Annotated in this window: 11 protein-coding genes; 6 read left to right on the forward strand and 5 right to left on the reverse strand. The window is 62.3% G+C overall.

Features of this window, described 5'->3' with window-relative positions:
• Window position 1 precedes the first annotated feature (1 nt).
• From KHA73_RS05555 to KHA73_RS05570, 4 genes are all read left to right on the forward strand, one after another.
• Window positions 2-1267, forward strand: a complete 1266-nt coding sequence (locus tag KHA73_RS05555) for a GntP family permease (RefSeq protein ID WP_234589632.1) — start codon at window positions 2-4, stop codon at window positions 1265-1267.
• A 9-nt stretch (window positions 1268-1276) separates the two neighbouring features.
• On the forward strand, window positions 1277-2425 hold the full coding sequence (locus KHA73_RS05560; RefSeq protein WP_234589633.1) for a glycerate kinase: 1149 nt from the start codon (window positions 1277-1279) through the stop codon (window positions 2423-2425).
• Window positions 2426-2571: 146 nt separating this feature from the next.
• Window positions 2572-3534 carry a ferrochelatase gene (gene hemH / locus KHA73_RS05565; RefSeq protein WP_234589634.1) on the forward strand — a complete coding sequence of 321 codons (963 nt, stop codon included), beginning with the start codon at window positions 2572-2574 and terminating at the stop codon, window positions 3532-3534.
• A gap of 90 nt (window positions 3535-3624) precedes the next feature.
• Window positions 3625-4929, forward strand: coding sequence for an inosine/guanosine kinase (locus KHA73_RS05570; RefSeq protein WP_234589636.1), 1305 nt, complete (start codon window positions 3625-3627; stop codon window positions 4927-4929).
• Window positions 4930-4977: 48 nt separating this feature from the next.
• Here the strand turns inward: KHA73_RS05570 and ybaL are convergent, their stop codons facing one another.
• Both ybaL and KHA73_RS05580 read right to left on the reverse strand, forming a co-directional pair.
• Complete coding sequence (gene ybaL, locus KHA73_RS05575; protein ID WP_234589637.1) at window positions 4978-6669, reverse strand: YbaL family putative K(+) efflux transporter; 1692 nt, start codon at window positions 6667-6669, stop codon at window positions 4978-4980.
• Between the two features lie 245 nt (window positions 6670-6914).
• The gene (locus KHA73_RS05580; protein ID WP_234589638.1) at window positions 6915-8135 is read right to left on the reverse strand and encodes an MFS transporter; all 1221 of its coding nucleotides are present in this window, start codon (window positions 8133-8135) and stop codon (window positions 6915-6917) included.
• Between the two features lie 179 nt (window positions 8136-8314).
• Between KHA73_RS05580 and ushA the strand changes: the two genes are divergently transcribed.
• Together ushA and dacB are read left to right on the forward strand one after the other, a co-directional pair.
• A complete protein-coding gene (gene ushA, locus KHA73_RS05585; RefSeq protein WP_234589639.1) occupies window positions 8315-9967 on the forward strand; it encodes a bifunctional UDP-sugar hydrolase/5'-nucleotidase UshA in 1653 nt (550 codons plus the stop codon).
• A gap of 159 nt (window positions 9968-10126) precedes the next feature.
• Window positions 10127-11599 (forward strand): D-alanyl-D-alanine carboxypeptidase/D-alanyl-D-alanine endopeptidase, encoded by a 1473-nt coding sequence (gene dacB / locus KHA73_RS05590; protein ID WP_234589640.1) that lies wholly within the window; start codon window positions 10127-10129, stop codon window positions 11597-11599.
• 19 nt (window positions 11600-11618) lie between these two features.
• On the opposite strand, the gene ybaK is transcribed toward dacB, so the two are convergent.
• The 3 genes from ybaK to copA form a co-directional block, all read right to left on the reverse strand.
• Window positions 11619-12098 carry a Cys-tRNA(Pro)/Cys-tRNA(Cys) deacylase YbaK gene (ybaK, locus tag KHA73_RS05595; RefSeq protein ID WP_234589641.1) on the reverse strand — a complete coding sequence of 160 codons (480 nt, stop codon included), beginning with the start codon at window positions 12096-12098 and terminating at the stop codon, window positions 11619-11621.
• Window positions 12099-12327: 229 nt separating this feature from the next.
• Window positions 12328-13134, reverse strand: a complete 807-nt coding sequence (locus tag KHA73_RS05600) for a TraB/GumN family protein (RefSeq protein ID WP_234589642.1) — start codon at window positions 13132-13134, stop codon at window positions 12328-12330.
• 158 nt (window positions 13135-13292) lie between these two features.
• Entirely contained in the window at window positions 13293-16004 is a 2712-nt protein-coding gene (copA, locus tag KHA73_RS05605) for a copper-exporting P-type ATPase CopA (protein WP_234589643.1), read from the reverse strand.
• Between the last annotated feature and the right edge of the window lie 30 nt (window positions 16005-16034).

Consider the following 16034-nt stretch of genomic DNA (forward strand, 5'->3'; position numbering starts at 1 on the left):
AATGACAACCGTATCCACTCTGGGGGCGCTGGTGGCGTTAATCGTCGCCATTGTCCTGATTTTACGCAAGGTTCCACCGGCCTACGGCATGATTGCCGGCGCACTGGCCGGCGGATTGTGCGGCGGCGCCGATCTGGTGCAGACCGTCACCTTGATGATCGGCGGCGCGCAGGGCATTACCAACGCCGTGATGCGCATTCTGGCGGCCGGGGTGCTGGCCGGGGTGCTGATCGAATCCGGCGCGGCGCATACCATCGCTGAAACTATCGTGCGCAAGGTTGGGGAAACCCGCGCGCTGCTGGCGCTGGCGGTGGCTACACTGATCCTGACGGCGGTGGGCGTGTTTATCGACGTGGCGGTGATCACCGTGGCGCCGATCGCATTGTCCATCGCGCAAAAGGCCGGCATCTCGCGGGCGGCTATCCTGCTGGCGATGATCGGCGGCGGTAAAGCGGGCAACGTGATGTCGCCCAACCCGAATACCATCGCCGCCGCCGATAATTTTCACGTGCCGCTGACCTCGGTGATGTTGGCCGGCATCATACCCGGCCTGTTCGGTCTGGCAGTGGCCTACCTGCTGGCCCGGCGTTTGAGCGGCAAGGGCGGCAAGGTGATGGCGGAAGAGCTGACTCAGCATGCCGAAGGCAGCCGCCCCGGTTTTGCTGCGGCGATCAGCGCGCCGCTGGTGGCGATCCTGCTGCTGTCGTTGCGGCCGATCGCCGGCATTGCTATCGATCCGTTGATCGCACTGCCGGCCGGCGGCCTGGCGGGGGCGTTGCTGATGGGGCGCATTCGCCAGTGCAATCAGTTTATGGTGTCCGGCCTCAGCCGCATGGCGCCGGTCGCCATCATGCTGCTCGGCACCGGCACGCTGGCGGGCATCATCGCCAACTCGGCGCTGAAGGACGTGCTTATCGCCGGCCTGACGCACACCGGCCTGCCGGCCTGGCTGCTGGCGCCGTTGTCCGGCGCACTGATGTCGATGGCTACCGCCTCCACCACCGCCGGCACCGCGGTCGCCTCCGGCGTATTCAGCAGCACCTTGCTGGAGCTGGGCGTCAGCGGGCTGGCCGGCGCGGCGATGATCCATGCCGGGGCGACCGTGCTGGATCACCTGCCGCACGGCAGTTTTTTCCATGCGACCGGCGGCAGCGTCAATATGGCGGTGCACCAACGTCTGAAACTGTTGCCGTATGAAACGCTGGTGGGCTTCAGCATTGCGGCGGTCTCGGCGCTGATGTTTGGCGTATTTAACCTGGCAGGATAAGGAATAGTGATGAAAACGCTGAAGAAAGTGGTCATAGCCCCGGATTCCTTCAAGGAAAGCCTGAGTGCGCTGGCGGTGGCCGATGCGATCGAGCGGGGCTTCAGCCAGATATTTCCGCAGGTACAGTATGTAAAGCTGCCGATGGCGGATGGCGGCGAGGGCACGGTGGATTCAATGGTAGCGGCCACCCGGGGTGAGATCGTTCACGTTGAGGTTACCGGGCCGTTGGGCAAACCGGTGCAGGCGTTTTATGGCCTGCTGGGCGATGGGGTAACTGCGGTGATTGAAATGGCCGCCGCTTCCGGCCTGCATTTGGCGCCGCACGGCCGGCGTGACCCGCGCATCACCACCAGCTACGGCACCGGCGAGCTGATGCTGGCGGCGCTGGATCGCGGCGTGAAGGCCATCATTCTCGGCATCGGCGGCAGCGCCACCAACGACGGCGGCGCCGGCATGATGCAGGCGCTGGGGGCGGGGCTGCTGGATGAGCGCGGCCAGCCACTGCCGCCGGGGGGCGCCGCGCTGGCACGGCTGGCGCAGATCGATCTTTCCGGTTTGGATCCGCGCCTGCGGCGGCTGAGCATCACCGCCGCCTGCGATGTCGATAACCCGCTGTGCGGTGACAGGGGCGCATCGGCGGTGTTTGGCCCGCAGAAAGGCGCCACGCCGCAGATGGTGGCGCAGCTTGATGCGGCGCTGCAACATTACGGTGCCTTGCTGGAAGGCATTACCGGCCGCGAGATCGTTAACCAGCCGGGGGCCGGCGCGGCCGGCGGGATGGGGGCCGCGCTGCTCGGCATGCTCGATGCCCGGCTGCGGCCGGGGATCGAAATCGTGATTGAAACCCTGCGGCTGGAAGAGGCGGTGCGCGACGCCGATCTGGTGATCACCGGCGAGGGGCGGCTGGACAGCCAGTCGATCCACGGCAAGACGCCGATCGGCGTGGCGCGGGTGGCCAAACGCTATGGTTTGCCGGTGGTCGCTATCGCCGGCAGCCTGGCGCCGGACTATCAGGTGGTGCACCAACACGGCATCGACGCCGCATTTTCCGTGCTGGACCGCATCGTCACGCTGGACGAAGCGCTGATGGAGGCGGCGCACAATCTGGAGGTGACGGCGCGTAACCTGGCGGCGGTGTGGCGACTGGCGCAAAGCTGAGGAAAAATGGCGCCCTCATGGGCGACGCCTGTTGCTGTTATCGGTTCCGGCCAAGGACTTTTCCGTTACAATAGCCCGCATTAATGGCTGCTGACACCCCGACCCAGAACGGGGTGCCGGCCGGAAAGGAAACGAGGGGGACTGAGATGAAGCAAGAGAAACACGGAGTATTGCTGGTGAACCTGGGCACGCCAGACGCTCCGACCTCATCGGCGGTAAAACGCTATCTGAAAGAATTCCTCAGTGACGAACGCGTGGTCGATACCTCACCGCTGCTGTGGTGGCCGATTCTCAACGGCGCTATCTTGCCGATCCGTTCGCCGCGCGTCGCCAAGCTGTACCAGTCGGTGTGGATGGAGGAAGGCTCGCCGCTGCTGGTTTATAGCCGGCGCCAACAGCGTGCGCTGGCCGCGCGCATGCCGAACACCCCGGTAGAGCTGGGCATGAGCTACGGTTCGCCGAGCCTGGCGGAAGCCATCGACAAGCTGCTGGCGCAGGGCGTGACCAACCTGGTGGTGCTGCCGCTGTATCCGCAATACTCCTGTTCGACCAGCGCGGCGGTATGGGACGGGGTGGCGCGCGTGCTCAAGGGCTACCGCCGTTTGCCGTCGATCGGGTTTATCCGCGATTACGCCGAACACCCGGCCTACATCGCCGCGCTGCAGCAAAGCGTCGAGCGGTCGTTCGCCGAGCATGGTCAGCCGGATAGGCTGGTGCTGTCATTCCACGGTATTCCCAAGCGTTATGCGCGGCTGGGGGACGATTACCCGCAGCGCTGCGAAGATACGCTGCGTGCGTTGACCGCCACGCTGCCGCTGTCGCCGGATCGGGTGATGATGACCTATCAGTCGCGCTTCGGCCGCGAACCCTGGCTGACCCCTTACACCGACGAAACCTTGAAGGGCCTGCCGGCGCAAGGGATTAAGCATATCCAGCTGATTTGCCCCGGCTTCTCGGCGGACTGCCTGGAGACGCTGGAGGAGATCAAAGAGCAGAACCGCGAGATCTTCCTCGAGGCGGGCGGCGAGAAGTTTGAGTATATTTCTGCGTTGAACGACGAGCCTGCGCACATCGATATGATGCAGCAGTTGGTGGCGCAGCGTTTCTAATCATCAACAATCTGTATAATTGCATTAATCATCATCAGGCAGGAATGTGTTAACATTCTCTGCCTGTTAACTGCCACAACCGCCAATCACATGAAATTTCCTGGTAAACGCAAGTCCAAGCACTATTTTCCGGTGAACGCCCGCGATCCGCTCCTGCAGCAGACGCAGCCTGAAAATGAGGCCAGCACCTCTTATATCGTCGGTATCGACCAGACGCTGGTGGATATTGAAGCCAAAGTGGACGATGCCTTTGTCGAACGCTACGGCCTGAGCCTTGGGCATTCGCTGGTGATTGAAGACGACGTCGCCGAGGCGCTGTATCAGGAACTGACTGAAAACAATCTGATCGCCCATCAGTTTGCCGGCGGCACCATCGGCAATACCCTGCACAACTATTCGGTGCTGGCGGATGACCGTTCGATCCTGCTTGGCGTGATGTGCAGCAATGTCAAAATCGGCAGCTACGCCTACCGCTACCTGTGCAATACCTCCAGCCGCACCGATCTCAACTACCTGCAGGCGGTGGACGGGGCGATAGGCCGCTGCTTCACGCTGATTAGCGAAAGCGGCGAACGCACCTTCGCCATCAGCCCGGGGCAGATGAACCAGCTGCGGCCGGAAAGCGTGCCGGAAGAGGTGATTGCCGGCGCCTCGGCGCTGGTGTTGACCTCCTATCTGGTGCGCTGCAAGGAAGGGGAGCCGATGCGGGAAGCCACCATGCAGGCGATAGCCTACGCCAAAAAGCACGACGTGCCGGTGGTGTTGACGCTGGGCACCAAATACGTGATCGCCGACAACCCGCAGTGGTGGCGCGACTTTCTGCAGCAGCACGTGTCGATTCTGGCGATGAACGAAGACGAAGCGCTGGAGCTGACCGGGCTGAGCGATCCGCTGACCGCCTCGGATATGGCGCTGGACTGGGTGGATCTGGTGCTGTGCACCGCCGGGCCGAGCGGCCTGTACATGGCGGGCTACACCGAAGAGGCCAACAGGCGTGAAACCCAGCACCCGTTGCTGCCGGGGCATATCGCCGAATTCAACCGCTACGAGTTCAGCCGCGCGATGCGCCGCGAAAGCTGCGAAAATCCGTTCCGCGTTTATTCGCATATTGCCCCTTACATGGGCGGCCCGGAAAAGATCATGAATACCAACGGCGCCGGTGACGGCGCGCTGTCGGCGCTGCTGCACGATATCGCCGCCAACGGCTTCCACCGTAACAACGTGCCGAACTCCAGCAAGCACGTGCGCAGCTATCTGACCTATTCTTCACTGGCGCAGGTGTGCAAATACGCCAACCGCGTCAGCTACCAGGTGCTGAACCAGCATTCGCCGCGCCTGACGCGCGGGCTGCCGGAACGGGAAGACAGCCTGGAAGAGTCTTACTGGGAACGATAAAAGCAAAAGGTCCGGCAAGCCGGACCTTTTTTACTATTGATTGCCGCTTCAGATCGGGCAGCCGCCCAGCTTCTCTTCTTCGCTCAGCGTATCCAGCTTAAGGATGTTCAGCATGCTGTTGGCGATCTCCCGTTCGCCCATCACCACCTGATCGGCGCCGCGATCGGAAATGTAAGACACTTCGTCATCGTAGTGCGCACGGGCGATAATCTCGATGTTCGGCCGTTTGCTGCGCGCCGAGGCGACGATCTCACCGGCCTCATAGCCGTTCGGGATGGTGAGCAGCAGCCAGCGCGCGCAGTCGAGCCGCGCCAGATCCATCACTTCCGGATTGGCGGCGTTGCCGTATACCGCCTTGATGCCCTGTTCGCGCAGCGCCTCAACGCGCGGGCGGGAGTTTTCAATCACCACCAGCGGAATGCCGGCCTCGGCCAGCTTGCCGCCCAGCAGGCTGCCGACGCGGCCATAGCCGACCACCAGCGCATGGTTGCACATGTCGACCGGAATCTGCTTCTCTTCCTCCACCGCTTCTTCGAGGATCTGATCCTCCATGGTTTCGGTCTTGGCCAGATAGCGTTCCAGCAGGGTGAACAGCAGCGGGTTGAGCATAATCGACAAAATGGCGCCGGCCAGCACCAGATTGCGGCCGTGTTCCGACATCATGCCCAGCGAAATGCCCAATCCGGCCAGAATAAAGGCGAACTCGCCGATTTGCGCCAGGCTGGCGGAGATGGTCAGCGCGGTGCGTTTGGAGTGGCCGAACATCTTCACCAGCAAGAAGGCGGCGGCGGACTTGCCGAACACGATGATCGCCAGCGTCGCCAGCACCGCCAGCGGTTCGTTGATCAGGATCAGCGGATCAAACAGCATGCCGACCGAGACGAAGAACAGCACCGCGAAGGCGTCGCGCAGCGGCAGCGTATCGTGGGCCGCGCGGTGGCTCAGTTCGGATTCATTCAGCACCATGCCGGCGAAGAACGCGCCCAGGGCGAAGGAGACGTCGAACAGCTTCACCGCGCCGTAGGCGATGCCGAGCGCCAGCGCCAGCACCGCCAGGGTGAACAGCTCGCGCGAACCGGTACTGGCGGTTTTCGACAGGATCCAGGGCACCAGGCGGCGGCCGACCACGATCATCAACGCGATGAAGGCGATGACCTTGCCAATGGTGAGCGCCAGCTCCATCAACAGCTGGCCGCTGCTGGCGTTGTCGTTGCCCAGCATGTTGCCGAAGGCCGGCAGCAGCACCAGCGTCAGCACCATCGCCAAATCTTCGACTATCAGCCAGCCGATGGCGATTTGCCCGCGCTGGCTGTCTATCAGCTGCCGTTCCTCCAGTGCGCGCAGCAGCACTACGGTGCTGGCGGTGGACAGGCAGAGGCCGAACACCAGGCCGGAGATCAGATCCCATCCGAGCAGCTTCGACAGCCCCATGCCGAGCAGGGTGGCGACGGCAATCTGCGCCACGGCGCCGGGAATGGCGATGGATTTTACCGCGAGGAGGTCTTTAAGAGAGAAATGCAGGCCAACACCGAACATCAACAGGATCACACCGATTTCCGCCAGTTCCGGCGCCAGTGAGGTGTCGGCGACAAAACCGGGGGTAAACGGGCCGGCGAGCACGCCTGCGGCCAGATACCCCACCAGTGGGGAGATGCGCAGGCGATTCGCCAGCATACCGAGGAGGAAGGCGAGTACTAACCCTCCGACAATGGTGGTGATCAGCGGTGTTGAATTATGCATCCAGACTCCTTCTAGCTATGCATCGCGGCAGGGAGAAAACGCAACCAAGTTACGAAAAGATACATTTAGTTTATTGCATTTGTTCGCGCCTTGCTTGGCTAAATTGGCCTTTTTTGCGAAAAAGCAGAGGATTTCACTTTGATGGGGTCAATAAGGAGATTTACCACCAGATAACGCAAATAACATTGATTTATCTGGTAGATAACCCGGGTGAATAATGAATTTCACCCGGGCAAGCGGCAGGGTTATTGCGCTTTATGATCCATATTAGGCAGTAACGCGGTGATAATGCCGATTAACGGCAGGAAAGCACAGATTTGGTAGACCAGTTCGATACTGGTTAAATCTGCGACATAACCAAGAACCGCCGCACCTAACCCGCCCATACCGAAAGCAAAACCGAAGAATAAACCGGAAACCATGCCGACTTTTCCCGGGATCAGCTCCTGTGCATAGACCAGGATCGCCGAGAACGCTGAGGCAAGGATAACCCCAATGATCACCGTCAGAATGCCGGTCCAATAGAGCGATGCGTAGGGTAAAACAAGCGTAAAGGGTGCCGCACCGAGAATTGAACCCCAAATAACATATTTACGCCCAATCTTGTCGCCGATAGGCCCGCCAATAATGGTGCCGGCCGCAACGGCGAACAGGAAGGCGAACAAATGCAGTTGGGCATTCTGCACCGAAACGCCGAACTTATGCATCAGATAAAAGGTGTAATAGCTGCTGATGCTGGCCAAGTAGAAGTATTTGGAGAAAATCAGCACCAGCAGAATGCCCAGCGAGTAGGCGATCGTGCGTTTTGGCAGCGTTTTCAAGGCGGAAGCGCTTTTAGGCTGGCTTTTCGCCGCCCGGTGCTGTTGCTGATACCACTTACTGACCTGCAGCAGCACGACTATCGCCAGCAGCGCCGCCAGCGAGAACCAGGCGACGTTGCCCTTGCCGTAGGGGGCGATGATCAGCGCCGCCAGCAACGGCCCGAGCGAGCTGCCGAAGTTGCCGCCGACCTGGAACAGCGACTGCGCCAGGCCGTGCCGCCCGCCGGAGGCCATGCGCGCCACGCGGGAAGATTCCGGGTGGAACACCGAAGAGCCGGTGCCGACCAGCGCCGCGGCCAGCAGTACCAGCGGGAAGGTGTTGGCGACCGACAGCAACAGCAGGCCGGACAGGGTAAAGCCCATGCCGATCGGCAATGAATAGGGCTGCGGATGTTTATCCGTGTAATAGCCGATCAGCGGCTGCAATAAGGATGCGGTCAGCTGATAGGTGAGGGTAATCATGCCGATCTGCACAAAGCTGAGGTGGAAATCGGCGCGCAGGATCGGGTAAATCGCCAGGATCAGCGACTGAATCATATCGTTAAGCAGGTGAGATACGCTGATGGCGCCAAGGATGGAGAAAGCGGTGCCTTTCACCGCGCTGCCCTTGGCCGGCGGCACGGCGCTTTGGCTACTGTCGGTCATATTATTATTAGCCTGATAAGTTGTTGAGTACAGAGTTGATATCTTAGGCAGCTTGCTCAATTTTTACCATATCTGAAATAATCTGACTCACATCGCAAAAATTTGAAATCAGATGTCATTGATTCGCGCTACAATTTCGGCCACATCAAAAAAGTCACTTAATTACATGGAGATCCGCCATGCGTTTTGCATTGAAGACCACCGCATGCGCGTTGGCCGTTTCCCTGACTTTCCTGTCGGGAACCGCCAGCGGCTGGGAAAAGGATAAAACCTACGACATCACCATCCTGCACACCAATGACCACCACGGCCATTTCTGGCAGAACGACCACGGTGAATACGGCCTGGGCGCGCAGAAAACGCTGGTCGACGGCATACGCCAGGAAGTGGCGGCCAAAGGCGGCAGCCTGTTGCTGCTCTCCGGCGGCGACATCAATACCGGCGTGCCGGAGTCCGATCTGCAGGACGCCGAGCCGGACTTCCGCGGCATGAATCTGGTGGGCTACGATGCGATGGCGATCGGCAACCACGAATTCGACAACCCGCTGAGCGTGCTGCGCCAGCAGGAGAAATGGGCGACCTTCCCGCTGCTGTCGGCCAATATTTACCGGAAGAGCACCGGGCAGCGGCTGTTCAAGCCTTATGCGCTGTTCAACAAGCAGGGCATCAAGATTGCGGTGATCGGTTTAACCACCGACGACACCGCCAAGATAGGCAACCCGGAGTTCTTTACCGATATCGAGTTCCACGCGCCGGCGCAGGAAGCGAAGCAGGTGGTGGAACAGCTGCGGCAGAATGAAAAGCCGGACGTGATCGTCGCCGCCACCCATATGGGGCATTACGATGACGGCAACCACGGCTCCAACGCGCCGGGCGACGTTGAGATGGCGCGCAGCCTGCCTGCCGGCTATCTGGATATGATTGTCGGTGGCCACTCGCAGGATCCGGTCTGCATGGCCAGCGAGAACCACAAGCAGGTGGATTACGTGCCGGGCACCCCGTGCTCGCCGGATCGCCAGAACGGCACCTGGATCGTGCAGGCGCATGAGTGGGGCAAATACGTCGGCCGCGCCGACTTCCAGTTCCGCAACGGCGAACTGAAGCTGGTGCATTATCAGCTGATCCCGGTAAACCTGAAGAAGAAGGTCGAGAAGGCCGACGGCACCAGCGAGCGAGTGTATTACACCCGGCAGATCGCGGAAGATCCGACCATGATGAAGCTGCTGACGCCGTTCCAGGAGAAGGGCAAGGCGCAGCTGGACGTCAAAATCGGCAGCGTTAACGGCAAGCTGGAAGGGGATCGCAGCAAGGTGCGCTTCGTGCAAACCAATCTGGCGCGGGTGATGCTGGCGGCGCAGATGGAACGCGCCGACGCCGATTTCGCGGTGATGAGCGGCGGTGGGGTGCGCGATTCGATCGAAAGCGGCGACATTACCTACAAGAACGTGCTCAAGGTGCAGCCGTTCGGCAACACCCTGGTGCATGTCGACATGAAAGGCAGCGAGGTCGAACAGTACCTGGCGGTGGTGGCCAATATGAAGGTGGATTCCGGTGCCTACGCCCAGTTCGCCAACGTTAGCTTGGTGGCGGACGGCAAGGGCGTCAGCAACGTGAAGATCAACGGCCGGCCGCTGCAGGCGGACAAAACCTACCGCATGGCGACGCTGAACTTCAACGCGCTGGGCGGCGACGGCTATCCGAAGCTGGATGGCTCGCCGAGCTACGTCAATACCGGCTTTATCGATGCCGAAGTGCTGAAGCAGTATATTGAGAAACACTCACCGCTGGACGCGGCGGCCTATGAGCCGAAGGGCGAGATCGTTTATCGGTAACGCCATACCCGGCGGTTTATCTTGCGCCGATGCGCGATAAACCGCCGGCCTCCCCGGCAAAAAATTTCCCCGCCGGGCGGAACGAAAAGCCGCCGTCATCGTTTTCCTGTGATAGCCTGATAAATAGCGATATTTTGATAAAGGTCACGAGGAAATAACATGTTGAAAACCGCAGGATGGCTGTTGCCTGCCGTCATGGCGCTGGCGGGGTGTTCCACATCCGGAGTCGGGGGGCACCACGGCCAAAGCCTGAATGATGCGCTGGCGGCCATCGGCCAGAATAAGGCGCTGGCGGGGGCTTCAAGCGGCATGATGGTGCGCGATGCCGCCAGCGGCAGCGTGCTGTATCAGGCCGATGCCGATCGGCGTCTGGTGCCGGCCTCCAACATGAAACTGTTCACTTCCCTGGCGGCCTTTGGCATTTTGGGCGCGGACTACCGATTTGAAACCCGGCTGTTAACGGCGGGCAAACAGCATGGCGAGCGGCTGAGGGGCGATATCTACCTGCAGGGCAGCGGCGATCCCACCCTGCATCCGGACGATCTTGAGGCCTTTGCCGCCGCGCTGGCGCAGCGCGGCATCAGGCAGATTGACGGGCGGTTGATACTGGACGGCGGCGCGTTCGATAACACGCCCTTTGGCGCCGGCTGGAGCTGGGACGATGAAACCTTTGCCTTCGCCGCGCCCATTTCTGCGCTGAACTATTCCTTTACCCCCGGCGGCGATATCAACGTGGTGCGCGTTGACGTGCAGCCGGGCAGCCGCCAGGGCGCGCCGGGCAAGGTGACGTTTTACCCCGCCGCCAGCCAGGTGGAAATCGTCAATGACACCGCCACCGGGGAGACGACCGCGCTGGCGTTCGAGCGGCGGCCGGGCGGCAACCGGATTGTGGTCAGCGGTACCATTGGCGCGCAGGCCGCAACGGATTCGAAACTTGTCACCATTGACGCGCCGGCCAAGGCGGTTGGCGCGCTGTTGCAGGCGGCGTTGCGCAGCCACGGCATCAGGCTGCGCGATGGCGTGGCCGAGGGCGCAACCCCAGCGGGCGCCACCGAGCTGGCCGGAAAAGTCTCCGAGCCGCTTTCACGCCTGGCGGTCACCTTCCTGAAAGTGTCGAACAACGGTTATGGCGAGATCCTCACCAAAACCATGGGGCGCAAAACCCTGGGCAAGGGCGATTGGCCCAGCGGGCTGCAGGCGATCGGCCAGTTTGTGCATAGCCAGGGCGTCAACCCGGCGGAGTTTCGCCAGGTGGACGGTTCCGGGCTGTCGCGGATGAACCAGGTAACGCCGCACCAGTTGACGACGCTGCTGCTGGCCGCCAGAAAACAGCCCTGGTTTGCGGCCTGGCGCAACGCCTTGCCCGTGGCGGGGGAGCCGGGCCTGCTGGTGGGCGGCACGCTGCGCAACCGCATGGTGAATACTCCGGCCACCGGCCGCGCTTATGCCAAGAGCGGTTCGCTGACCGGCGTTTCATCGCTCAGCGGCTATGTCGATTCGGCGACCGGGCGGCCGCTGGTCTTTTCGATCATCAATAACAACTACCTGACTTCCGGCGCGGAAATCAAAGCGCTGGAAGACCGCATGGTGGAGACGCTGGCGGCCTGTGACGCCACGGTGGTGTGCCGCTAGGCGCAGGGACTGGGCGTTGTCAGTCGCGTTTGGCGATATCGGCGAAGCTGCCGGACAGCAGCCGGCGCAGATCCTCGGCCGCCAGTTCGATGTCCAGCCCGCGTTTGCCGCCGGAGACGTAAATGGTGGCGAATTCCCGCGCCGGGCCGTCGATCACCGTCGGCAGGCGTTTCTTCTGCCCCAGCGGGCTGATGCCGCCCACCAGATAACCGGTGACGCGCTGCGCCAGCTGCGGATCGGCCATTTCGGCCTTTTTGGCGCCGAGGGCGCGGGCGACCTTTTTCAGATCCAGCTGCGTGGCGACCGGCGTGACCGCCACCGCCAACCGTTTGGCGTCGCCGTTCAGCGCCACCAGCAAGGTTTTGTAGACCCGATCGGCATCCAGCCCCAGCTTGCGCACCGCCTCGTCGCCGAAGTGGGTTTCGTCGCTGTCATGCTGGTAGGGGTGAAGAGTGAATGCGACCTTTTGTTTTTCAAGCAGAACCACTGCGGGCGTCATGATGTTTTTTCCAAAATGTCCCCGGCGGGGAGGTTATGGCGGCAAAGGGTAAAAATACAAAAATATAACCCTGCCAGCAACCTGAGAGGCTGTTACATAAAGCGAGTTGCCAAGGTGTTCACCGGGTTGCTACCCTGTCTATTGTAACCGTTAACACGGTTGCTATGCGTATAACTAAAATACAAGAAATTCCTCTTTGACTGGCCAATAGCGATATTGGCCACTTTTTTTAGCGCGGCGTCTGCAGCATCGCCGGCAAATTGTCCTCGCCGTACAGGTGCAACGCGCCTACCGCCACCACATAGTTGCCGGCCGGCAGCGCTTCCAGCTTTTGCCGCCAGTCGCGGTTGCGTTGGTGCATCAGCACGTCGTACAGCCCGGCGCTGAAGGTGGCGGGCAGCGTTTCCAGCGTGCCGCTGGGCTTGGCGTCCAACCACCAACTGACCATGGTCTGCAGCAGGCGCGCGTTGGTGTGCCAATGCTCCAGCGTGTCGCGCAGCAGCGCAATACCGCCTTCCGGCAGCTGTTCCAGCATTGCCAGCTGTTGTTGCGCGCCTTCCAGCTCGATCACCTTTTTATCCTGCGCCCTGGCCGCCTGCAGCAGCTGGTAATCCACGCCGTACTCGGCGCGCAGCCCCAAGCGCTGAGCCTGGCGCGCCTGCATCATCAGCGCCACCTGCCAACCCGGCAGGGTCGAAAAGGACCCGGCGTCGGCGCCCAGCTCTTGGCACAGCGCCAGCAACTGATGGAACTCGTCGGCGGAAAGGCGCTGTTCAAGCTCAGGGTGCAGTTGCACATGGTCAAACGGCGAAGCGGAACCGGTGATGTCGGCTTCGACAATCAGCGCATCGGCCTGCTTCAGGCGCGCGGCCAGCCTGGCCGGCAGCGGCGCCATATCCACGGTGCCCATATGAATGCTGCCTACCAGATGCAGTTGGCGATCGCCGGGGAGGCTGACGTCCAGCGCCGGATAGGCGTAAGCCATAGGCGAGATCAGGCCGAGAAAGGCGGCGATGCGGCGTAACAGTTGACCCATACAGCGTGACTCCTGAATAACGTGTTCGCCTTTCAGCGTGAAAGGCGAGGGCATGACGCTTGCCCCATGCTAAACGCTATCCGTCGGACAAGAAAGCCTGAAGAGTGAAGGAATTATGTCAAAAAGAACGGGGCGCCGTATCGACGCCCCGCAAAGGATTAGCCTTTGGGCTTAAAGCGCAGCAGCCGGTTGGCGTTGCTGACCACGGTAATCGACGACAGCGCCATCGCCGCGCCGGCCACTACCGGGCTGAGCAGCGTGCCGGTCAGCGGGTAGAGTATGCCGGCGGCGATGGGGATGCCCAGCGTGTTGTAAATAAACGCTCCGAACAGGTTTTGCTTCATATTGCGCAGCGTCGCTTTCGCCAGCTCCACCGCGTCGGCCACGCCGTGCAGGCTGTGACGCATCAGGGTGATCGCGGCGGTCTCTATGGCGACGTCGCTGCCGCCGCCCATCGCGATGCCTACGTCGGCCTGCGCCAGCGCCGGCGCATCGTTGATGCCGTCGCCGATCATCGCCACACGCCGCCCCTGCGCCTGCAGCCGTTTGATCGCTTCCGCCTTGCCGTCCGGCAGCACCCCGGCAATCACCCGGTCGATGCCGGCCTCTTTGGCGATGGCGTTGGCGGTCACCGGGTTGTCGCCGGTCAGCATCACTAACTGATAGCCCTGGCGGTGCAGGCGCTGCAGCGCCTCAACGCTGTCGCTGCGCAGCGGATCGCGGATGGCGAACAGGGCGGCCGGTTGACCGTCGGCGGCCAGCAGCACCGGCGTTACGCCGCGCTCGGCCTGGCTTTGCATCTGCGCTTCCAGCTCGCCGATCGCCACCTGGTGCTGTTGCAGCAGCGCGGCGTTGCCCAGCAGCAGCCTTACGCCATTCACTTCACCGCTGATGCCGGCGCCGCGCAGGGTGCGGAATTGTTCCACCTGCGGCGGCGTTTGCCCGGCGGCGCGCTCGAGAATGGCGCGTGCCAGCGGGTGGTTGGAGCCTTGCTCCAGCGCGGCGGCCCAATCGAGCGCCTGCTGCTCGCCGACCTGATTAAAAGTCAGGATTTCCACCACCTGCGGGCGCCCTTCGGTCAGGGTGCCGGTTTTATCGAACACCAGGGTGTCGAGCCGGCTGGCCTGCTGCAGCGCATCGGCATCGCGCACCAGCACGCCGAATTCGGCCGCCCGGCCGACGCCGGAGATGATCGACATCGGCGTGGCCAACCCCAGCGCGCAAGGGCAGGCGATGATCAACACGGTGGTGGCGATCACCAGCGTATAAACCAGCTGCGGCTGTGGGCCGAAGAAGTACCAGATGGCGCCGCTGAACAGTGCGATCGCCACCACCACCGGCACGAACACCGCCGAGATGCGGTCCGCCAGCTGGCCGATTTCCGGCTTGCTGCTTTGCGCCTGCCGCACCAGCTTGATGATGCGCGCCAGCGTGGTTTTACTGCCGATGGCGCCGGCGCGGAACAGCACGCTGCCGTCGTCCACCACCGTACCGGCATGCACGCTGTCACCCGCGCTTTTCTGCTGCGGCACTGCTTCGCCGGTCAGCATTGCCTCATCGATCCACACCTCGCCCTGCACGATTTCGCCGTCGACCGGCACGCGATCGCCGGTGGTCAGGCGCAGCGTCATGCCGAGCTGCACCTCCGCCAACGGGATAGTGCGCTCGCCGTCGTCGGTCACCAGCCGTGCGGTGGGCGGCGTCAGATCCAGCAGCCGCTCCAGCGCCTGCGAAGAGCGCTGGCGCGCCCGCTGTTCCAGCGCGTGGCCGAGGTTAATCAGGCCGATGATCATCGCGCTGGCCTCGTAGTACAGGTGGCGGGCCTCCATCGGGAAGGCGTCTGGCCAGATATTGACGCCGATCGAATAAAGCCAGGCGGCGCCGGTGCCCAGCGCCACCAGGGTGTCCATTGTGGCGCTGCCGTTCATCAATGCGCGCCAGGCATTGCGGTAAAAATGCCCGCCGGCGAACACCATTACCGCCAGCGTGATCATGCCGACCGCCAGCCACGGGCGCTGGGTTTCCGGCGTCAGCGACATGCTGCCGCCGAACAGGCCCCAGGCCATCAGCGGAATGCCCAGCGCCAGGCCCAGCGCCGCCTGCCAGCTAAAACGCTTCATGTTGGCGCGTGCAGTTTGCTGCTGGCGTTCGCGGCGTTCGGTTTCGTCCTGGATCATCTCAGCGCCGTAACCGGCTTTTTCCACCGCCGCCACCAGCGCCTGCGGATCGGCGCCGCCGGTCACCAGCGCGCTGCGCTCCGCCAGATTGACCCGCGCCTGTGCTACGCCGGGCACGCCCTGCAGCGCGTGCTGCACCTTGCTGACGCAGCTGGCGCAGGTCATGCCGCTGAGCAGCAGCTGCACGCTGTCGTCATCGTTGTCGATTGCCGGAAGGGTAGGTTGCGCCGCTGGCTGAACGTCCGGCAACGCTGGGGTTGCATCAGCCAACGGCTCAGTTTTTGGGGCGATGGCGCCCGCCAGGCTGGCGTGATAGCCGGCATGTTCCACCGCGGCGATCAGCGCCCGAGGATCGGCTGCGCCGTAGACTTTGGCGGCGTCGAGGCTGACGTCGGCGGCGATCACGCCCGGCACCGCCTCCAGCGCCTTGCGGGTGCTGCCGACGCAGTGCATGCAGCTCAGGCCGCTCAGCTGAAGTTCGCTATCGGCCCGTTGGGCGATTTCGGCCTGATAGCCGGCGGCGGCCACGCTGTCGATCAGCGCGCTGCTCGGCGCATCGCCGGTCACCTTGGCATAGTGCACGTTAACCTCGGCCTGTTCGACATCGCTGCGGCTTTCCAGGGCTTGTTTCACCCGTTGCGCGCAGTTCATGCAGGACAGCCCCTGCAATGCCAGCACGGTAGTTTGTGACATGATTCGATTCCTCGCTCAAGGGCGGTGTTT

This window comes from Serratia entomophila (genome assembly GCF_021462285.1).
Classification (GTDB): Bacteria; Pseudomonadota; Gammaproteobacteria; order Enterobacterales; family Enterobacteriaceae; genus Serratia; species Serratia entomophila.